Raw genomic sequence first — 19,187 nt, forward strand, 5'->3', positions numbered from 1 at the left:
CCCTGGAGGCAGCTCAACAGGGAGCTGCCGCATGATCACAACCAACCACTCTCATAAGGCCTGGACCGATAAAGGGGGTCACGTCACTGTTCTATGCCTTTGAGAGCGAGCGCTCGAAGCGGCTGGCGATGCTGGATCCCCTCACCCAGCTCGCCAATCGCCGCAGCTTCGATTCCTTCCTGAAGGGGAATGTCTCCGCCTCCAGAGCCGCCCAGGTCAACCTGTCCCTGGCACTCATCGACATCGATCAGTTCAAGGTGGTGAATGATGTTCTGGGCCACGCCTACGGCGACCGATGCCTCAAGGAGATCGCCGATGCCCTGCGGACGTCCCTGCGCCGAAAAAGCGACTTCGTGGCCCGGCTGGGGGGCGAGGAATTCGCCATCATCCTGCCCAAGACCGATGCCGATGCCTCCCTGCTCCTGTGCGAGAAGCTGCGCGAGTCGATCCAGGACAAGGGCATCTACCACCCGGGAGTCGCCACCGGCAACGTCCTCACCGTCAGCATCGGCATCGCGGCCTAGGATCCGAACTCGATGGCCGAGTGCGACGCCGACAGGCTGCTGCAGCTGGCCGACGACTGCCTCTACGAAGCCAAACGCCATGGCCGCAACCGGGTGGTCTGCCGGTCCCTGCACAGCCAGGTCGGCCTCTCCGCCTGACCCCATGACCCACCCGAGCGTCCCCCCCGTGCATGTGCGCCTGTTCGCCGGCCTGCGCGAACAGGCGGGCTGGGGCGAACGGCTCATCCAGCTCGACGCCCGCCCAGGTGCCCAGCGCACCACCGCCGCGGATCTCTGGCGGCAGCTGGCCCTGGACGGCGGCCCCAGCGAGGAGGGCGCCGAGCTGCCGGCCACGGTCCGGGTGGCCATCAACCAGGCCTTCGCCGCCCCCGACAGCCCCCTGTCCCCCGGCGACGAGGTGGCCTTCCTGCCCCCGATCACCGGAGGCTGACCCATGTCCACCACCAGCCCCGTCCGCCCGGCCCCCCCGATCGAAGTGCAGCTCCTGGAGGCCCCCTTCCAGCCGCTGGAGCGGCTGGCGGCCTGGCAGCGGAGCCTGGCTGCCGAGGGGCCCGACGCCACGGGATCAGCTGCCGAAAGCCACTTCATCGGCCGCGTCCGCCCCACCACCGCCGCCGGCGAGCCCCTCGAGGCCCTGGAACTGGAGCACTATCCCGGCATGACCGAGGCCCAGCTGCGGAGCCTCGCCGAGGCCTGCGCGGCGCGCCACGGGGCGGGCGCGGTGCTGGTGGCGCACCGGGTGGGGCGGGTGCGGCCGGGGGAGGCCATCGTGCTGGTGGCCGTCCAGGCCGACCGCCGCGGTCCCGCCCTGCGCTGCGTCCAGGAGCTGCTGGAGGATCTCAAGCACCACGCCCCCTTCTGGAAACGGGAGTGGAGCGGCGGCAGCGGCACCTGGGTGGCCGGCAACACCCCGCTGTGAACCCTTCCACTCCCCTCCCTTCGCACCCCGTTCCATGGGCCAGTCCAGCGACGCCCTCTCGGCCGACCAGATCACCTTCATCGCCGCCCAGAAGCTCTTCTTCGTCGGCACCGCCACCGCGGACAGCACGGTGAACGTGTCCCCCAAGGGGCGGGATGCGTTGCGGGTGCTCGACGAGCGCCGGGTGATCTGGCTCAACCTCACTGGCAGCGGCAACGAGACCGCCGCCCACGTCCAGGCGTGCCCGCGCATGACGCTGATGTTCTGTGCCTTCGAGGGCCCGCCCCAGATCCTGCGGCTCTACGGCACCGCCCGCACCATCCAGCGGGGCGAGGCCGGCTGGGACGGTCTGTACGCCCACTTCGAGCCCCTGGCCGGCGCCCGCCAGATCTTCGACCTGGCCATCGAACGGGTCCAGACCTCCTGCGGCATGGCGGTGCCCCGCTACAGCTACGGCGGCGACCGCACCGAGCTCGACAGCTGGGCGCGCCGGAAGGGGAACGACGGCCTGGAGCGTTACTGGAAGCGCAAGAACCGCCGCAGCATCGACGGCCTCCCCGCCCCGATTCCGGCGCCGATCGCCACCCCCACAGCGGCGGACGCCAGCAGCGACTGACTCAGAGCAGCGGCAGCCGCAGCAGCTGGGCCCACAGCTCCGTGCCGGCCTCCAGGGCACCCACCTCGGCGGGGATCTCCAGCAGCAGGTCGGCCCCCTGCAGCGAGCCGATGCGGGAGGAGGCCTGGCTGCCCTCCACCAGCGCCAGCAGGGCGCCGTCGCCAGCCACCGCCAACCGGGCCCGGGCCAGTTCGGGCCGGCCGGCGCCCCGTTTCAGTGCCGAGGCCAGCCGCACCTTCAGCCGCGGCAGCAGCAGCACCTCACCCCCCTCCAGCTGCTGCAGGGCCGGCCACAGCAGCTGCAGGGCCGTGATCGCCGCGGCCACCGGGTTGCCGGGCAGGCCGAAGAAGGGCCGCGTCCCCAGCTGGCCGAAGGCGAAGGGCCGGCCGGGCTTGAGGAACAGCTTCCAGAAGCCCACCTCCCCCAGCTCGCTCAGCAGGGGCCGGATCCAGTCGCTGTCGCCGGCCGACACCCCGCCGGTGCTCACCACCACGTCGCAGCCGGCGGCCAGCTCCCCTAGGGCCTGGCGGAGGGCAGCGGGATCGTCGGCCACCACCCGCTGCTCGCTGACGGGGTAACCCAGCCGCTCCAGCAGGGCCCGGAGCAGGGTGCCGTTGCTCTCCCAGATCTGCCCCGGCCCCCGGGCCGCGCCGGCCGCCACCAGCTCATCGCCGCTGATCAGCAGCCCCACCCGCGGCTGGACACGCACCTCCAGCGCCGCCACACCGCAGCTGGCCAGCCGCCCCAGGGCGGCGGCCCCCAGGCGCACCCCGGCCGGCAGCAGTGCGTCGCCGGCGGCGGCCTCCTCCTCCGGGGCCCGGATCCAGGGGTTGGGGCCCGCCTCTCCGGTGAGCACAAGGCTGTCGGCAGCGGGATCGGGCGTCACCAGCTCCTGGGGCAGCACCCGCTGGGCCCCCTCGGGCAGGGGCGCGCCGGTGAGGATCCGGATCGCCTCCCCCGCCGCCAGCACCGCTCCGTAGGGCGCGCCGGGGGCGGAGCGGCCCACCAGGGACCAGCGGCGGCCAGGGCTGGGGGCCTCGGCTTCGGCGATGGCGTAGCCATCCATGATCGAGGCCCGGAACCCCGGCACAGCCTCGGCGGCCCGCGCCGGCTCGGCGCTCACCCGGCCCAGGCAGCGCGCCAGCGGCAGCCGCTCACGGCCCGTCAGCGGGGTGATCGCCGCCAGCACCCGGCGCCGCGCCTCCTCCAGGGGCAGGCCTTCGCGGGGGAACGGCTCAGCCATCGGACTCCCCGGCCAGGGCCTGGACAGCAGGATGCACCCAGGGGCCCCGGCGCCCCCCTTCCTTGCGCAGCAGCCGCACCGGGCCGATGGTCATGGCCGGATCAGCCGACTTGACCATGTCGTAGAGGGTGAGCAGGCCCACCTGCACCGCCGTCAGCGCCTCCATCTCCACGCCGGTGGCGCCGGTGGTGCGGGCGCTGGCCTCCAGCCGCAGCCCGCTGCCGTCGGCCATCGGCTCGATCAACACCTCCAGGCCCGTCAGGGCGATCGGATGGCACAGGGGAATCAGCTCCCAGGTGCGCTTGGCTCCCTGGATCGCCGCCACCCGGGCCACCGCCAGCACGTCCCCCTTGGCCGCCCGGCCCTCCAGCACCAGGGCCAGCACCTCGGGGGCCATGGTGATGCAGCCCTCGGCCACGGCGCGACGGTCGCTGGCGGGCCGGTCGCCCACCTCCACCATGTGCACCTGGCCGGCGGCGTTGAGGTGCGAGAGGCCAGGCTGGTTCATGCCGGGGCGCAAGCGTCGGGACGGTGCCCCCAGCATGGCGCTCATCGCAGCGGCAGCAGCCCGCCCGCGGGCAGGGAGAGCACCAGGGGGCCGCTTGCTGCAGCCGGGGCAAGGACGCTCCAGGCCCTTCGGGGCAGCTCCACCAGGATCGGTTCTATGGGCCCGCCCCCCGGGAGGCCGGGCCCCGCGGGGCTGGCCTGGGGCACCACCGAGACGCTGACATGGCGCGGCCCCTCGCTCACCCCCACCACCCGGCAGAACCAGTGGTGGGCCGCCCCTGGCACGGCAGCGGCGGCGAGCTCCAGCTGGTGAGCCCGCATCCCCACGTGGCTGACGGCCGCCTCCAGGGGCTCCGGCAGCTCCAGGTCCAGGCCCCAGGCCAGGGCCCGCAGCCGGGTGGGCCCGAGCCACTGCACCGCGGAGATGTTCCTGCAGCCCGTCAGCCGCGCCACCGTCACGGCCCCGGGCCGCTCGAACACCTCCTCGCGGGGGCCATGGCGCAGCAGCGCCCCCCGGTCGATCACCAGCAGTTCCTCGCCCAGGCGGTAGGCCTCCTCCATGTCGTGGGTCACCAGCAGGGTGGGCACCCCGGAGCGGGCCGTCAGGTCCTCCATCAGCTGCTGCAGGTGCTGGCGGCGGTGGGTGTCCTGGGAGGAGAGGGGCTCATCCAGCAGCAGCAGGTCCGGCTCGGTCACCAGGGCCCGGGCCAGGGCCGTGCGCTGCTGCTGGCCCCCCGAGAGCTGGGCGGGGAACAGCCGCGCCTGCTCCTGCAGCCCCACCGCCGCCAGCTGGGCCGCCACCCGGGCGTGGCGTTCGGCCGGCGGCAGGTGGGCCAGGCCGAAGCCCACGTTGGCGGCCACGCTCATGTGGGGGAAGAGGGCATCGTTCTGAAGCATCACGGCGATGCGGCGCCGCTCCGGAGGCAGGTCGATGCCCCGCTCCGCATCGAACAGCACCCGGCCGTTGAGCTCGATCCGCCCGGCCCGGGGGCGCTCCAGCCCGGCCAGCAGGCGCAGCAGAAGGCTCTTGCCGGCCCCGGAGGGCCCCAGGATCGCCAGCCGGCGGCAGGAGGTGTCGAGGGCCAGCTCGAAGCGGAAGTCACCGTGGCACTGCTGGAGCGCAAAGCGGAGGCCGAAGGGGCGCTCGAGCACCAGGGGGGGCACTGGAGGCCCCGGCGGCGACGGGGGCACGGCCGGGGCAGGCGCAGCCGCGGGTGTGCCCGGCCGGCGCGTCCGGCGGGAGCGGCTGAGGAACAGCTGCACCAGCCCCAGGCAGAGCCCGTTCAGCAGCAGCACCTGGCCGGTCCAAGCCCAGGCCCGGGGCAGGTCGCCGGCATCGACGGCCGCGTAGATCGCCAGGGGCAGGGTCTGGGTGCGGCCGGGGATGTTGCCCGCCAGCATCAGGGTGGTGCCGAACTCCCCCAGGGCCCGGGCGTAGCTCAGGCTCAGGCCTGCCCCCAGGCCTGGCAGCACCAGGGGCAGGGTGATCCGCCGCCACACCCGCCACGGCCCAGCCCCCAGGCTGCGGGCCACCCCCTCCAGGCCGGGATCCAGCTGCTCCAGCGACGCCAGCAGGGTGCGGTACATCAGGGGGAAGGCCACCACCGCCGCGCTCAGCACCGTGGCGGGCCAGCTGAACACCAGCTCCAGCCCCAGCCGCGCCAGGGGTTCCCCCAGGGGGCCGTAACGGCCCAGCAGCTGCAGCAGCACGAACCCCAGCACCGTGGGCGGCAGCACCAGGGGGGAGAGCAGCAGCAGGTCGGCCGTGGCGCGCCGCGCGCCCCGCCAGCGCCGCACCCGATCGGCGGCGAGGAACCCAGCCGGGAGCACCAGCAGCACCGCCAGGGTGGCGCTACGTAGCGACAGCACCAGGGGCGACAGGCCGGGGCCGGCCTCCATCAGGGGGCCCGACCGGGCAGGATCTCGAAGCCCTCGCGACGGAACAGGGCCCGGGCGGCGGGGCTGCCCAGGGAGCGCAGATAGGCCAGGGCCAGCTGGGGCTGGCGGCTGCTGCGCAGCACCGCGCCGCTGTAGCGGATCGGGGCATGGCTGGTGAGCGGGGCGGTGGCCACCACCCGCAGGCCCCCCAGTTGCACCGCATCGCTGCGGTACACGAAACCGGCGTCCACGTTGCCGTCAGCCACGGCCCGGGCCACGGCCCGCACCGACCCCAGGGGCACCAGCTTCGGGGCCACGGCCGCAGTGAGTCCTTTGTGGGCCAGCACCTGGCGGGCGTAGTCGCCGGCCGGCACGGTGCCGTCACCGATGGCGATGCGCCGCACCCCGGGGCCCGCCAGTCCCGTGACGTCCAGGGGGCGCCGCGGCGCCCGGGCCGGCACCACCAGCACCAGCCGGTTGCCCAGAAGATCCCGGCGGCTGCCGGCCAGCAGGAGGCCCGCCCGCTCCAGAGTGTCCATCGGCCGGGCGCCGGCGGAGAGGAACACATCCGCCGGGGCCCCCTGCTGGATCTGCTGTTGCAGCAGACCGGAGGCGCCGAAGTTGAACTGGGGCGGCGCCGTTCCCTGGCCCCTGGTGAAGGGAACGGCCAGGGCCTGCAGCGGCCCCGAAAGGCTGGCCGCCGCACTCACCAGCAGCGGCGGGGCCGCGGCCCTGGCCTCGCCCTGGCGGCCGCCCGCCGCGGCCACCAGGCCAACGACGAGCAGAGGTCCGGCCAGCAGAACCGCAACCGCTGCGCGCCGGGGCAGGGGGGTGGCCATCGGCGGCGCAGTCGGAGGCCTCAGAAGGGTATCGGCATCGCCACATCGGCCGGCGACGGGGCGCAGGACGGCACCCGCTCCTGCACCACGGCGCCCACCACCACGATCGACGGAGAGGCGAACGCCTCGGCCTCGACCCGGTCGGCCAGCACGTCCAGGGTGGCCACCAGCTGCCGCTGGCCCCGCACGGTGCCCTGCTGGATCACGGCGGCGGGGGTGCTGGGGGCGAGCCCGCCTTCGATCAGCTCCGCGATGATGTGGCGCAGGTTGTGCAGGCCCATGTAGATCACCAGGCCGTCGCTGCTGCGGGCCAGGCCGCGCCAGTCGACGCCGGGGCGGCGCTTGTCGATCTCCTCGTGGCCGGTCACGAAGGTGACGCTCGATCCCGCCCGCCGGTGCGTGACCGGGATGCCGGCGTAGGCGGGGGCGGCGATGCCGGCCGTGACCCCCGGCACCACCTGCACCGGGATCCCGTGGGCCGCCAGGTGGGCCGCCTCCTCACCGCCGCGGCCGAACAGGAACGGATCGCCGCCCTTGAGGCGCACGATCAGCCGGTGGCGGCCGGCCAGCTCCCGCAGCACCGCGTTGGTGCTGGGCTGGGGCACCGAGTGGTGGCCGCGGCGCTTGCCGACGAAATGGCGCTCGCACCCTTCGGGCACCAAGTCCAGCAGGGCGGTGGGCACCAGAGAGTCGTAGACGAGGGCGTCGCACTGCTGCAGCAGCCGGTGGGCCCGCAGGGTGAGCAGGTCCGGATCCCCCGGGCCCGCCCCCACCAGGTACACGGTCCCGGGGCCGTCATCGACGCTGGGGGCCAGGGTCTCGTCCGTCATGGCTCCGTCATGGCAACGCCATCAGGGCCTCCAGCACCACGGCCCGGAACCGGGGCCGCTGCAGCAGCGGCAGGCCCAGCGACGGCGGCAGGGCGTCGGTGAGCCGGTTGGCGGCCAGGGCCAGGGGCAGGGCGGGGCCAGACAGGGGCAGCGGAGCGTCCTCGGGACTGGGGGCACTGTATGGAGTGGCGCGGCAGCGGCCACCGGTGACCGCCTCCAGGTGGGCCAGGAACGTCGCCCCCAGCGGCCCCTCCAGCGGGTGATGCAGCAGCCAGGGTGCTGGCTGGGCAGGGGCTCCGGGCGGCTGAACTGGCGCCGGCAGCGCCGCCAGCTCGGCGGCCAGGGCCCGCTGCCAGGCGGGCCAGGCCCCCAGGAACGGCAGACGCCGCACGGGCCCGCGCCGGCGGCAACGCTCGGCGATCCGCGGCACGTCCCGGCGCACATGGCTGCCGGGCAGGAGGAAGAGGGGCACCAGGGCCAGGGGGGCGGCGGCGCTGCCGCGGGGGGCATCCGGCGGCTCGCCCGCCGTCAGGGCCTCCAGCCCCACCGGAGCGCCGCGCCCCGCCTCCAGCTCCCTGGCCAGGGCCTGCAGTTCGGCGGGGATGACGCCACCGGAACGGCCATGCACCACCAGCAGAAGGGGGCTTGCGATGATCCCGGGCATGCCCCTCACCCTAGGGATCACCGTAAGGAGGCCGCCGCGCATGTCGACGCCGAGCCCCGGGGGGGAATGGACGGCGCAGCGGCGGCAGGAGCGGGCGGAGGCGCTGGGGGCCGACCAGCGCCGCTTCCGCGAGCTGATCGCCGCCCTGGGCAGCGGCGAACGCAGCGGCCGGGCCCTGAGCAGGGCCGAAGCCGGTGAAGCCCTCGATCACCTGCTGGACGGGCGCTGCACGGACGCCCAGGCCGGCGCCTTCCTGATCGCCCATCGCCTGCGGCGCCCGGAGCCCCAGGAGCTGGCCGGCATGCTCGACAGCTACGCACGCCGCGGCCCGCGGCTGGCGGCGAGCCCCCGCCGGGTGCTGAGTTTCGGCGTGCCCTTCGATGGCCGCAGCCGTTCCGCGCCGCTGCTGCCCCTGGTGGCCCTGCTGCTGCTGGCGGCGGGGGCCGGCGTGGTGCTGCACGGCGGCGATCCGATGCCGGTGAAGTACGGCCTCACCACCGCCGAGGCCCTGGCCGCCCTCGACCTCGACCGCCGCGGCCTCCCTTGGGACGCGGTGAACCGGCGCTTCGCCGCGGAGGGGCTGGCCCTGCTGCACCAGCCGGCCCACTTCCCGGCGGCCGAGCGGCTGGTGACGCTGCGGGAGCAGGTCGGCAAGCGCCCGCCGGTCGCCACCCTGGAACTGCTCTGGAGCTGCCACCCCGGACCCCACCTGCAGGTCAGCGGCTTCGTCCACGCCCCCACCGAGCGGCTGGCCTCTGAGGCCCTCGCCGCCACGGGCCAGCACGATCTGCTGCTGATCAAGGGGATGGAGGGGGGCGTGGAGCTGCCCACCAACCGGGTGGCGATCGCCTCCCACCGGCAGGGGTCAGCGGCGGGTGACGCGGAGCGGCTGATCCTGCGGGCCCGCGACCACGGCCTGGGGGCCCCCGAGGTGCCGCTGGAGAGCGTGGCCCAGTGGCGGGGCCAGGCCCGGGAGGCCCTGACGGGCTCCGGACCCCTGCGGCCCGGACTGATCTGGAACGGTGGCTTCCTGCTCTGGCGCGCCGGGATCAGCGAGAGCCTCCAGGCGGGGCTGACCCGGGCGGAGCGGCTGCTGGAGGACGGGGCGGTGGAGGACCGGCGCCGCCAGCTGGCCCTCACAGCAGGGGATACCCCCCCAGCAGGGCGCCCACCCGATCCAGCAGGTTGTTGATCAGCCGGCGCCCCAGGCGCTCCCCCTCCTCCCCCCAGCGCTCCCGGCCAGCCCTGATCTGCTCCACCCCGTCGGGTCCGAGGGCCTGGCGCACGTAGTCGCCGTCCTCTTCGAGCCAGACCTCCAGGGCGGCGTCCGTCACCTCCGCGTGGAACTGGAGCCCGTGGGCGTGATGGCCGATGCGGAACATCTGTTCGGCGCAGAGGGGCGTTGACCCCAGCAGGGTGGCGGCGGCGGGGAGCCGGATCCGGTCCCCGTGCCAGTGGAGCGCCGGCAGGCCGGCCCCGAGCCCCGCCAGCACCGGTTCCTGACCCTCGGACCGTGTCCAGTCCACCAGCCCCCAGCCCACTTCGTAGGCCCGCACCGGCGGGTCCCCCGCCGTCAGCGGCACCACCTGCCCCCCGGCGGCGAAGGCCAGCAGCTGGGCCCCCAGGCACAGCCCCACCACCGGGCGCTCGCACGCCAGGCACTCCCGCAGCAGGGCCACCTCCGCCGCCAGCCAGGGGAAGGACGGCGATCCGATGTCGCCCACCCCCATCGGTCCCCCCAGCACCAGCAGGGCCTGGTCGGCCCCGAGCCGGGGCATCGGCTCCCCCAGGTCGGGCCGGCAGACCGTCACCGCCCAGCCCCGGCGTCGGGCCTCCTCGCCGAAACGGCCCGGTCCTTCCCGCTCCAGGTGCTGGATCACCACCAGGTCAGTCATGGGTGGGCAGGACGGCGATGGGAGCCCCAGCATGGGGGCGTCCGCCGCTCCGGGCCAGGTTCCATGGGCAGCGATCCCAGCCTCCGCCAGCTGCTGATGCTGGTGATCGGGTCGATCGGACTGGGCTACGTGCTATATGGCAGGAAGCAGGCCCATGCTGTGGCCCTGGGCTGCGGGGTGCTGCTGGTGGTGGTTCCCTACGGCATCAGCCACCTGCCGGCCCTCGTGGCCGTGGCCCTGCTGCTGATGGTGCTTCCATTCCTCCTGCACCGCTTCCTCGTCTGAGCCATGCCGACGCCGCAGGAGGTGCTGCACTTCTGGTTCGAGGAGACGCCCTCCTCCGCCTGGTTCCGACCCGGTCCCGACCGCGACCGGATCGTGCGGGAACGGTTCGGGGCCCTCACCGACCAGGCCCTGGCCGGCAACCGGGCCGCCTGGGGCGAGAGCGCCGTGGACGCCCTGGCCCTGCTCCTGGTGCTCGACCAGTTCCCCCGTCAGATCTGGCGGGACCAGGCCCGCGCCTTCGCTGGCGATGGGCAGGCCCTGGCCCTGACGCTGCGGGCCGTGGAGGCGGGCTGGGTCGAAGCGGAGCCGGCACCGGAACGGCGGCCGTTCTGGCTGATGCCCCTGATGCACAGCGAGGATCTGGCGGTGCAGGAGCTGGGCCTGCCCCTGTTCGAGCGCCACACCGACGCCCGCACCTCCGAGTTCGCCCGCCGTCACCATGCGGTGATCGCCCGCTTCGGCCGCTTCCCCCACCGCAACCAGACCCTCGGGCGGCCAAGCAGCCCGGAGGAACGGGTGTTCCTGCAGCAGCCCGGCTCCCGCTTCTGAGGCCCCCGATGCGCTCCCCCACCGACCCTGCCGACGCCGCCGACGCCGACGCCGACACGACCCTGCGGGCCGCCGAAGCCACCGCCCACCGGCTGGCAGGCGAGCTGTTTCCCTGGGACCTCACCCGGGCCCTGGAGCTGGCCCTGCTCAAGACCTTCTGCGTGCCCTCCATCTCCGGGCTGCTGGCCCGCACCGGGGAATTCGAGCAACGACCCCGCAAGCGCTACGACGACACCGGCCTGATGGTGGCCGAACTGCTGCGCCATGGCCTGGACAGCCCGGCCGGGGCCGCGGTGATCGAGCGCATGAACCGCATCCACGGCCACTACGCGATCGGCAACGACGATTTCCTCTACGTGCTCTCCACCTTCGTGGCCGAGCCGATCCGCTGGCTGGCCCGCTACGGCTGGCGGCCCCTGACCCCCCTGGAACAGGAGCACCTGTTCCGGTTCTGGCGCGGGGTGGGCGAGCGGATGGGGATCGGGGCGCTGCCGGACACCCTGGCGGACCTGCTGGCCCTGAATGAACGGGTGGAGCGGGAGGCCTTCGCCCCGGCGGCCACCAACCGGCGCATCGCCGAGGCCACCCTGGCCATGCTCCTGGCCGACTGGCCCGGCCCCCTGCGCCCCGCCCTGCGGCGGGGTCTGCTGGGCCTGCTGGACCGCCAGACCTGCGCCGCCCTGGGCTGGAGCACCCCGCCCGACTGGCTGCAGGCGCTGGTACTGCAGGCCCTGCGGGCCCGCAGCCGGGCCGCCGCCCTAGTGGCCGGAGGCCGCGCCCGCCTGGGCCGGCCCGCCCCCGCCCGCTTCTATTCCCAGCAGCCCACCCCCAGCTACGGCGCCACGTTCCGGCTCGAGCAGCTGGGCCCACCGCCGCTGCTGGCGGATCTGGCGCTGCCCGCCCCACCGGCCCTGGCTAAGCAGGAGGTAACGCCCCCCTCCCGCCAGCCCATGGCCGCCCCCCTCCAGTCCCCCCACTTCGCCCTCGTGCGCACGGAGGACGGCTGGATCCTCGAGGCCCGCGTCACCAAGGATCTGGAGGGCGACTGGCTGCTGAGCCGCCACGAGCTGGAGGAACTGCACGGGCTGCTGGAACGGGTGATCGCCTCCTGACTCCCGCCGCTCCCCCCGATCCCGTGGTCCCGGACCAACCCGCGACCGCCCAGACCCCGGGCCGCCTGCTCAACGTTCTGGGGGTGACCTTCGGCATCGCCGGCGCCGTGGGCGGCACCATCGGCGCCGGCATCCTGCGCACCCCCGGCCTGGTGGCGGCCCAGCTGGGCAGCGGCCCCTGGGTGGTGGCGGCCTGGCTGGCCGGCGGCCTCTACGCCCTGCTCGGCGCCAACGCCGTGGCGGAACTGGGGGCCAGCCTGCCCCTGGCCGGCGGCTGGTACGTCTACGCCCGCCGCTGCTTCGGCGATGCCGCCGGCTTCACGGTGGGCTGGATGGACTGGATCGGCCACTGCACCGGCATCGCCTGGGTGGCGGTCACCATCGGCGAGTACGCGGCCTTCCTGCTGCCGGGCCTGGAGCTGCCCGGGAAGCTGGTGGGGCTGGGGGTGGTGGCCCTGTTCACCCTCATCCAGCTGCTGGGGGTGGAGGCCGGCAGCGGCAGCCAGAAGCTGCTGAGCCTGGCCAAGGCGACCGCCTTCCTGGCGGTGGTGGCGGCCTGCTTCCTGCTGGGAGGCCCCGACAGCCGCGCCGCCGCCAGCGCGGCGATCCCCACCGCCGCCACGGCCCTGGCCACCCCGGCGGGCTGGACGGGGATGGCGGTGGCGTTGGTGTTCTCCCTGCAGGCGATCGTCACCACCTACGACGGCTGGCACAGCCCCATTTATTTCTCCGAGGAGTTCAGCGAACCCCAGGAGGACCTGCCCCGCTCCCTGATCGGCGGCGTGCTGGCCGTGATCGCCATTTACACCCTGTTCAACCTGGCCCTGCTGCGGGTGCTGCCCCTGAAGGTGATCGCCGTCTCCAGCCTGCCGGTGGCGGACGCGGCCGCCCTGCTGTTCGGCGCCTTCGGCGGCCAGGCGATCACCGTGCTGGCGCTGCTGTCCCTGGCGGGCCTGATCAACGCCTCGATCATGGGCGCCCCCCGCATCCTCTACGGCCTCAGCCGGGACAGGCTGTTCAGCACGCTGGTCGACCGGGTGAACAGGGGCGGCACCCCCACCGTGGCCCTGGTGCTTACCAGTCTGGCCTCAGCCCTGCTGGTGCTCTGCGGCGACTTCACGATCCTGCTCGGGCTGGCCGCGTTCCTCTACGTGAGCCTCTACCTGGTGGGGATCGTCTGCCTGTTCGTGCTGCGCCACCGGGAGCCGGAGCGGCCACGGCCGTTCAAGGCCTGGGGCCACCCGTGGAGCACCGCCATCGTGTTGGTGGGGTCGATCGCCTTTCTGGTGGGCGCCCTGCTCAACGACACCGCCAACAGCGGCTGGGCCCTGCTGCTGATCGGCGTCAGCGTGCCGGTGTTCCAGGCCACCCGGGCCCTGACGCCGGCCGAAGCCCCATGACCTCGCGGTGGCCGCCGGCCTGGTGGGACGGCGCCCTGGCGGGGGAGATCCTGCAGCGCAGCGGCGAGCACCTGCTGCTGGTGGGCACCGCCATCGGCCTGGCCCTGGCCATCAGCCTGCCGCTGGGCCTGTGGATCAGCCGCCGGCCCCGCTGGGCCGGGCCGGTGCTGGCCCTGGCCAGCACCGTCCAGACGGTGCCGAGCCTGGCGATCTTCGGCCTGCTGCTCACCGTGCCGCTGCTGGGGGGGATCGGCACCACCCCGGCGATCGTGGCCCTCACCCTTTACGCCCTGCTGCCCCTGCTGCGGGGCCTGGTCACCGGCCTGGCCCAGGTGCCTCCGGGGCTGAAGCAGGCCGGCCATGCCCTCGGCCTCAGCGAGCGTCAGGTGCTGCTGCACGTGGAGCTGCCCCTGGCCCTGCCCACCCTGATGGCCGGCCTGCGGGTGGCCACGGTGATCGGCGTGGGGGTGGCCACGATCGCCGCCGCCATCGGCGCCGGCGGCCTGGGGGTGTTCATCTTCCGGGGCATCGCCACGGTGAACAACGGCCTGATCCTGGCCGGGGCCCTGCCGGCCGCCGCCATCGCCCTGCTCGCCGACGGCGGCCTGGGGTGGCTGGAGCGGCGGCTGGCCCAGCCCCGCGCCAAGGGCCCCAGCGGCGGGCGGCGACGGCTGCTGCGGCTCGCCTGGGGTCTGGCGGGACTGGCCCTGGGGGCCGTGCTGGCGCTGAAGCTGCTGCCGCCCGCCGGCGCCGGCACGGTGCGGATCGGCAGCAAGAGCTTCACCGAGCAGCTGATCCTGGGCGAACTGCTGGCCCAGCAGATCGAGGCCTCCACGCCGTTGAACGTGAAGCGGGACTTCGGCCTGGGGGGCACCGGCCTGATCCATGCCGCCGTGCGCAGTGGCCGCATCGACGGCTATGTGGAGTACACCGGCACCGCCTGGACCACGCTTCTCAGCCAGCCACCTCCTCCGCCGGAGACGCCTGATCCGGCGCGGCGGGTGTTCGAGGAGACGCGCCGGCTCTATGGCGAGCGCTTCGGGCTCACCGTGTTCCCCTCCCTGGGCTTCGAGAACAGCTTCGCGATCCTGGTGCGCCGATCCGAGGCCCGGCGGCTGGGGATCGCCACGATCAGCGAGGCGGCCCCCCACACCCCGGGCTGGCGGGCGGGCTTCGGCTACGAGTTCCTCAACCGCCCCGACGGCTTCGCCGGCCTGGCCCAGCGTTACGGGCTGCGCTTCGCCCAGCCGCCCGAGGCCATGGATCTGGGCCTCACCTACCGCGCCCTGGCCGAGGGGCGCGTCGACCTGATCGCCGGCGACACCACCAACGGCCTGATCCCCGCCCTCGACCTGCAGCAGCTGCGGGACGACCGCCACTACTTCCCCCCCTACGACGCGGTGCCCGTGTTCAACGCGGCGACGCTGCGACGGCGCCCGGAGCTGGTGCCGGTGATCGAGGCGCTGGCCGGCCGGATCCCCGCCGCCACCATGCAGCGCCTCAATGCCCAGGTCGACCTCGACGGACTGGACGTGGCCGAAGTGGTGCGCCGCTGGCGCCTTCAGGAGGCCGGCGCGGCCGGAGCCGAGGGCGACTCCTGACCGTTGCCGGCGGCGGGCCCGGGGCGCCGGAACACCAGCACCGGCAACTCGGTGTGGGTCAGTACCCGCTGGGTCTCGCTGCCCAGCAGCAGCCCGGCGAGGCCGCGGCGGCCATGGGAGGCCATGAAGATCAGGTCGCAGCCGTGGCGGGTGGCGGCGTCGATGATCGCCTCGTAGACGACCGGATGCTCACCGATGGCGGTGTCGCAGGGGACCCCGGCCTCCTCGGCCAGGGCCCTGGCCCGCCCCAGCAGCTCGTCGGCATAGGACCGCTCCGCCTGGGTGAACTGCTCCACCACGGCCGGATCGAGCAGCACCGGATCGCCATAGAGGGAGCCCTGGGGCGGCATCGCCAGGTTGGCGAGCACGTGCAGGAAGGTGATGGTGGCCCCCGATTCCTGGGCAAAGCTCACCGCCCGGCGGATCGTGCCGTCGGAAAGATCGGAGCCGTCGGTGGGCACCAGCAGGTGACGGAACATCGGCCTCGCCTCACGCGCGCTGGGGTGCGCTCATGATCGCCCGGCCGCCAGGCGCCGCTCCACGCGCCGCGCCAGCTCCGGGTCCAGGCGGCGGCGATCCAGGGCGGCCAGGTCCTCCCCTCCCCCCGGCAGGCGGGCCAGCAGATCCACGGCCGTGGCGGCCAGGGCGGGGTCCAGATCCCCCACAAGGGCGCCGAGCGCCTGCCGCAGGGGGAGCGGCGGCCAGACCCCGAGCCCCACGGCCAGGCCCTCCAGGGCGGCCCGGCGCCGTTGCAGCGGCAAAGGGGCCAGAGCCTGGTCCCGCAGCAGGGGGAAATCGTCCGGGTGGCGCTGATGGCCCAGCAGGGGCAGCAGGAGCGCGGCCCGTGCCGCCGCTGCCGAGCCGTCGGCGGGGGAGGCGGCGGACGCTGCCAGGGCCTGCCGCAGCAAGGTGCGGCAGCGGGAATCGCGGTGGCGGCCGATCACGGCCAGCAGGGCGGGGTCGGCGGCGGGCTGGGCCAGCCACCAGGCCAGCAGCCGTGCCGCCGCCGGGCCATCGAGCCGCTCGGCCAGGGCGGCGAGCAGGTCAGGGGCGGGCCGCAGCGATCCCGCCTCCACCGCCTGCAGCCAGGGCTCCAGGTCGAGGTCCCGGGCCCGCCGCAGGCCCTGCAGCCAGGGCCAGCGCTCGGGGCTGCCGCCGGCCGGCAGCGCCAGGGGCTCCCAGGAGGCGCGGGCGGCCTTCACGGGGCGCTCACGGCGCGGTCCGCCGCCGGGCACCGAAGCGTTCCACCAGCAACCCTTCAAGCACATCCGGGAGCTCGGAGAGGGGCACCGCCTTCTCGTGCAGCTCGGCCAGCTGCGGGTCCTGATCCAGGCGGCCCCCCAGGAAGATCTTCGCCGCCTCCACCATCTGGCCGTCCTGGCGGGCCTTGGCCCCCATCAGGCCGATCTGGCCCATGTAGGGCTGGCCGCAGGCGTTGGGGCAGCCGGTCCAGTGGCTGCGCACGGCCTCGGGCAGCTCCAGCCGCCGCTCCAGTTCGTCGATTACCGCCTGGGCGGTGCGCTTGGTGGGGATCAGGGCAAAGCTGCAGTAGCGGCTGCCCGTGCAGCTCACCGCTTCGGCCTGCAGGGCGCCGGGCTCCAGGCGGAACCGTTCCAGCAGCGGTTCGGCCTCCAGCGCCGCGAGTTGGTCGGTGGGCACGTTCACGATCAGCACGTTCTGGGCCTCGGTGAGGCGCAGTTCACCGCTGCCGTAGGTGCGGGCCAGGCGGGCCAGCTCCAGCATGGAGGCGGCGTCGAGGCGCCCCATCGGCACATGCAGGCCTGCCCAGTGGAGGCCCGCCTGCTTCTGGGCCTGCACTCCCAGCCCGTCGCGGGGGGGCCGCACCACCAGATGGCGGCCGTCGTGGGGCAGCGGAGCCGTCGCCGCCGATCCGGCCAGCTGCCGATAGGCCGCCACCACGGCATCGCGGTAGGCCTCCAGCCCCAGCCCATCGACCAGATACATCAGCCGGCTTTTGTTGCGCTGGGTCCGGTTGCCCTGGGCGTCGTAGTGCCGCAGCAGGGCCAGGGTGAAGTCGGGCAGCTGGTCGGGCCGCAGCCACAGGCCGAGGGGAACCGCCAGTTCGTTGCGCTGGGCCGAGAAGAAGCCGCCCACCATCACCGTGAAGCCGAGCGGCCCGGCCGACTCCTGGGGATGGGGTGCCGGCAGGAAGGCCAGGTCGTTGTGGAGCAGGAAGCTGTCGGGGGCGCCGCCGACGGCCACGTTGAACTTGCGCGGCAGGTTGCGGGGGCCGCCATCGGCCAGCAGCCGGGCCTGGATCGCGTCCACCAGCGGCCGGGTGTCGATCAGTTCCTCGGGATCGAGGCCGGCCAGGGGGTTGCCGGTGATGTTGCGGGGGTTGTCGTGGCCCGACTGGCGGCTGGTGAGGCCCACCTGCTCCATCGCCGCCAGCAGGGGCGCCATGTCCTCCAGCAACAGACCCCGCAGCTGCAGGTTCTGGCGGGTGGTGATGTCGGCGCTGCCGTGCTCGCCGCAGCGGTCGACGGCGTCGGCTAGCAGCTCCAGCTGTTCAGCACGGATGACCCCGTTGGGCAGCCGCAGCCGCACCATGAAGCGACCGGGGGTGACGGGACGGAAGAAGATCCCCAGCCACTTGAGGCGGATCGTCAGGGTGGCCTCGTCGAGGGACTCCCAGCCCGCCGCGGCCAGCTCCGCCAGCTGCGGGGCCAGGTCGAGGCCGCAGAGCTCCGCCTTGGCCCGTTCCACCTTGCTGAGGGCCTCCGGGGGCGGGGTGGACGTGTCGGTGGCGACGCTGGTATCGGTGCTGGTATCGGTGCTGTTCATGCGAAAACGGCGGTCCGCATGGCCAGCCATGCGGCGGATTCCTGCCAGGCAGGTGGGCGGAAGCGGAGCCTCGGGGGTGCCTCGGGGGGTGCTTCAGGGAGCGCGTCTCAAGCCGGTGCGGCGAGACGGGAACCCGGGACGCCGATGAGAGCTGCGTCGTCCGGAAGGATCGTTGTGTCGGGGAGCGCCGGGGAAAGCTGCGCGAACCCACCGATCCGGAAGGCTTTAGTTTCCGGCATGGAACCGTCCACCCATGTCGTCACTGTTACCAGAACCGGCCAGGCCGGGACCTGACGCTTCCCCAGGGGGGACGGCGGAGCCCCGGAACGGTGCCGACGATCGGCGCCAGGTGCGCCTGCAGGCGCTCGGCCCCGAGCGGGCCCGGTTCCGCGAGCTGATCGGCAAGGTGGGCAGCGGCGAGCACACCAGCACCGGCCTGGATCGCCGGGAGGCCGCCGAGGCCATGGACCTGATGCTCCAGGGTCGGGTTGCGGACGCCCAGATGGGGGCCTTCCTGATCGCCCACCGGATCCGCCGTCCCCATCCCACCGAGCTCTCCGGCATGCTCGACAGCTACCGGCGCTGCGGGCCGGTGCTGGAAACCCCCGGCCGGCGGCCGCTCTGCTTCGGCGTGCCCTACGACGGCCGCAGCCGCACCGCCCCCCTGCTGCCCCTGGTGGCCCTGGTGCTGGCCAGCGACGCGGTGCCGGTGGTGCTGCACGGCGGCGATCCGATGCCGGTGAAGTTCGGCGTCACCCTGGCGGAACTGTTCGAGGCGATCGGCATCCCTTCCACCGGCCTGTCGCTCGCAGCGGTGCAGCGGCGCCTTGATCGCCACGGCCTGGCCCTCACCCACCAGCCCGACCATTTCGTCTGGGCGGAGCGGCTGGTGCCGGTGCGGGACGCCATCGGCAAACGGCCGCCGGTGGCGAGCCTGGAGCTGCTCTGGACGCCGCACCGGGGGGAGCACCTGCTGGTCAGCGGCTTCGTCCATCCCCCCACCGAGACCCGCGCCTGGCAGGCCCTGCAGGACTGCGGCGAGACCGACCTGCTGACGGTGAAGGGGCTGGAGGGCTCCACCGACCTGCCCACCTCCCGCGCCGGCATCACCGCCCGGGTGCGCCACGGAACCACCGAGCGGATCCTGCTCCACCCCCGCGACCACGGCATCACCAGCGCGGAGGTGCCGTGGCAGGGCCTGGAAGCCTGGCGGACCGAGGCCCTGGCGGCCCTCTGCGGCGAAGGGGCCCTGGTGCCGGCGCTGCGCTGGAACGTGGCGGCCTACCTCTGGTTCGCCGGCCGGTTCGAACGGCTCGAGGACGCCCTCGCCCAGGCGACGGCCCTGCTCGTAGCCCGCAGCGGCGAGCGGCTGCGCCGCCAGCTGGCCGCACCGGAAGGCTGAGCCGACCGCTCGAAAATCCGAATCGGTAACCGTCGCGACCCTGGCAAGGGCTGTCGCCGTGGTCTCTTGATTCGTGTCTGGTCAGCATGCGCGCCAGCCAACCCAATCTTCGCCAGCA

General features: G+C 74.1%; 22 protein-coding genes. 12 read left to right on the forward strand and 10 right to left on the reverse strand.

What is annotated here, in order from left to right:
- Positions 1 to 128: 128 nt before the first annotated feature.
- The 5 genes from KUG39_RS10725 to KUG39_RS10740 are packed head-to-tail and all read left to right on the forward strand — an operon-like array spanning position 129 to position 2,059.
- On the forward strand, positions 129 to 524 hold the full coding sequence (locus KUG39_RS10725; protein WP_216918300.1) for a GGDEF domain-containing protein: 396 nt from the start codon (positions 129 to 131) through the stop codon (positions 522 to 524).
- A 12-nt stretch (positions 525 to 536) separates the two neighbouring features.
- Positions 537 to 662, forward strand: a complete 126-nt coding sequence (locus tag KUG39_RS17335) for a hypothetical protein (RefSeq protein ID WP_286194003.1) — start codon at positions 537 to 539, stop codon at positions 660 to 662.
- 4 nt (positions 663 to 666) lie between these two features.
- On the forward strand, positions 667 to 954 hold the full coding sequence (locus KUG39_RS10730; RefSeq protein WP_216912712.1) for a MoaD/ThiS family protein: 288 nt from the start codon (positions 667 to 669) through the stop codon (positions 952 to 954).
- Positions 955 to 957: 3 nt separating this feature from the next.
- On the forward strand, positions 958 to 1,443 hold the full coding sequence (locus KUG39_RS10735) for a molybdopterin synthase catalytic subunit (protein ID WP_216912714.1): 486 nt from the start codon (positions 958 to 960) through the stop codon (positions 1,441 to 1,443).
- Positions 1,444 to 1,477: 34 nt separating this feature from the next.
- Positions 1,478 to 2,059 carry a pyridoxamine 5'-phosphate oxidase family protein gene (locus KUG39_RS10740; RefSeq protein WP_216912716.1) on the forward strand — a complete coding sequence of 194 codons (582 nt, stop codon included), beginning with the start codon at positions 1,478 to 1,480 and terminating at the stop codon, positions 2,057 to 2,059.
- Position 2,060: 1 nt separating this feature from the next.
- On the opposite strand, the gene KUG39_RS10745 is transcribed toward KUG39_RS10740, so the two are convergent.
- Genes KUG39_RS10745 through KUG39_RS10770 form a run of 6 tightly spaced genes read right to left on the reverse strand, consistent with a single transcriptional unit; the run spans position 2,061 to position 8,020 of the window.
- Positions 2,061 to 3,302 (reverse strand): molybdopterin molybdotransferase MoeA, encoded by a 1,242-nt coding sequence (locus KUG39_RS10745; protein ID WP_216912718.1) that lies wholly within the window; start codon positions 3,300 to 3,302, stop codon positions 2,061 to 2,063.
- Entirely contained in the window at positions 3,295 to 3,810 is a 516-nt protein-coding gene (moaC, locus tag KUG39_RS10750) for a cyclic pyranopterin monophosphate synthase MoaC (RefSeq protein WP_216912720.1), read from the reverse strand. The genes KUG39_RS10745 and moaC overlap by 8 nt, the downstream gene beginning before the upstream one ends.
- A 41-nt stretch (positions 3,811 to 3,851) precedes the next feature.
- Positions 3,852 to 5,708: a molybdate ABC transporter permease subunit gene (modB, locus tag KUG39_RS10755; RefSeq protein WP_216912722.1), complete on the reverse strand. Its 1,857-nt coding sequence runs from the start codon at positions 5,706 to 5,708 to the stop codon at positions 3,852 to 3,854.
- Positions 5,708 to 6,526 (reverse strand): molybdate ABC transporter substrate-binding protein, encoded by an 819-nt coding sequence (gene modA / locus KUG39_RS10760; RefSeq protein ID WP_216912729.1) that lies wholly within the window; start codon positions 6,524 to 6,526, stop codon positions 5,708 to 5,710. The genes modB and modA overlap by 1 nt, the downstream gene beginning before the upstream one ends.
- Positions 6,527 to 6,546: 20 nt before the next feature.
- Positions 6,547 to 7,356, reverse strand: a complete 810-nt coding sequence (gene cobA, locus KUG39_RS10765) for a uroporphyrinogen-III C-methyltransferase (RefSeq protein ID WP_094585372.1) — start codon at positions 7,354 to 7,356, stop codon at positions 6,547 to 6,549.
- Between the two features lie 7 nt (positions 7,357 to 7,363).
- Positions 7,364 to 8,020: a CbiX/SirB N-terminal domain-containing protein gene (locus KUG39_RS10770; protein ID WP_216912730.1), complete on the reverse strand. Its 657-nt coding sequence runs from the start codon at positions 8,018 to 8,020 to the stop codon at positions 7,364 to 7,366.
- Between the two features lie 40 nt (positions 8,021 to 8,060).
- On the opposite strand from KUG39_RS10770, the gene KUG39_RS10775 reads away from it, so the two are divergent.
- The gene (locus tag KUG39_RS10775; protein ID WP_286192886.1) at positions 8,061 to 9,212 is read left to right on the forward strand and encodes an anthranilate phosphoribosyltransferase; all 1,152 of its coding nucleotides are present in this window, start codon (positions 8,061 to 8,063) and stop codon (positions 9,210 to 9,212) included.
- Here KUG39_RS10775 and KUG39_RS10780 read toward each other — a convergent pair.
- On the reverse strand, positions 9,157 to 9,915 hold the full coding sequence (locus KUG39_RS10780; RefSeq protein WP_216912732.1) for a type 1 glutamine amidotransferase: 759 nt from the start codon (positions 9,913 to 9,915) through the stop codon (positions 9,157 to 9,159). The genes KUG39_RS10775 and KUG39_RS10780 overlap by 56 nt on opposite strands.
- Before the next feature lie 63 nt (positions 9,916 to 9,978).
- Here KUG39_RS10780 and KUG39_RS10785 point away from each other — a divergent pair, with 63 nt between their 5' ends.
- Genes KUG39_RS10785 through KUG39_RS10805 form a run of 5 tightly spaced genes read left to right on the forward strand, consistent with a single transcriptional unit; the run spans position 9,979 to position 14,862 of the window.
- The gene (locus KUG39_RS10785) at positions 9,979 to 10,200 is read left to right on the forward strand and encodes an amino acid transport protein (RefSeq protein ID WP_190609996.1); all 222 of its coding nucleotides are present in this window, start codon (positions 9,979 to 9,981) and stop codon (positions 10,198 to 10,200) included.
- Between the two features lie 3 nt (positions 10,201 to 10,203).
- Positions 10,204 to 10,749 carry a DUF924 family protein gene (locus KUG39_RS10790; RefSeq protein WP_216912733.1) on the forward strand — a complete coding sequence of 182 codons (546 nt, stop codon included), beginning with the start codon at positions 10,204 to 10,206 and terminating at the stop codon, positions 10,747 to 10,749.
- An 8-nt stretch (positions 10,750 to 10,757) separates the two neighbouring features.
- Complete coding sequence (locus tag KUG39_RS10795; RefSeq protein WP_286192887.1) at positions 10,758 to 11,861, forward strand: oxygenase MpaB family protein; 1,104 nt, start codon at positions 10,758 to 10,760, stop codon at positions 11,859 to 11,861.
- Positions 11,862 to 11,884: 23 nt separating this feature from the next.
- Positions 11,885 to 13,261, forward strand: a complete 1,377-nt coding sequence (locus tag KUG39_RS10800) for an APC family permease (protein WP_216912735.1) — start codon at positions 11,885 to 11,887, stop codon at positions 13,259 to 13,261.
- Positions 13,258 to 14,862 carry a glycine betaine ABC transporter substrate-binding protein gene (locus tag KUG39_RS10805; RefSeq protein WP_216912737.1) on the forward strand — a complete coding sequence of 535 codons (1,605 nt, stop codon included), beginning with the start codon at positions 13,258 to 13,260 and terminating at the stop codon, positions 14,860 to 14,862. Before KUG39_RS10800 ends, KUG39_RS10805 begins: the two co-directional genes overlap by 4 nt.
- Here the strand turns inward: KUG39_RS10805 and KUG39_RS10810 are convergent.
- The 3 genes from KUG39_RS10810 to KUG39_RS10820 are packed head-to-tail and all read right to left on the reverse strand — an operon-like array spanning position 14,823 to position 17,667.
- On the reverse strand, positions 14,823 to 15,341 hold the full coding sequence (locus KUG39_RS10810; RefSeq protein ID WP_094586375.1) for a universal stress protein: 519 nt from the start codon (positions 15,339 to 15,341) through the stop codon (positions 14,823 to 14,825). The two genes, KUG39_RS10805 and KUG39_RS10810, sit on opposite strands and share 40 nt — an antisense overlap.
- Positions 15,342 to 15,371: 30 nt before the next feature.
- A complete protein-coding gene (locus KUG39_RS10815; protein ID WP_216912739.1) occupies positions 15,372 to 16,064 on the reverse strand; it encodes a hypothetical protein in 693 nt (230 codons plus the stop codon).
- Between the two features lie 7 nt (positions 16,065 to 16,071).
- Positions 16,072 to 17,667: a ferredoxin--nitrite reductase gene (locus KUG39_RS10820; RefSeq protein ID WP_286192888.1), complete on the reverse strand. Its 1,596-nt coding sequence runs from the start codon at positions 17,665 to 17,667 to the stop codon at positions 16,072 to 16,074.
- Between the two features lie 349 nt (positions 17,668 to 18,016).
- Here KUG39_RS10820 and KUG39_RS10825 point away from each other — a divergent pair, with 349 nt between their 5' ends.
- The gene (locus KUG39_RS10825) at positions 18,017 to 19,069 is read left to right on the forward strand and encodes an anthranilate phosphoribosyltransferase (protein ID WP_353617164.1); all 1,053 of its coding nucleotides are present in this window, start codon (positions 18,017 to 18,019) and stop codon (positions 19,067 to 19,069) included.
- Positions 19,070 to 19,187 lie beyond the last annotated feature (118 nt).

Origin of the sequence: Synechococcus sp. CCAP 1479/10, assembly GCF_019038515.1 — a bacterium.
Lineage (GTDB): Bacteria > Cyanobacteriota > Cyanobacteriia > PCC-6307 > Cyanobiaceae > Cyanobium.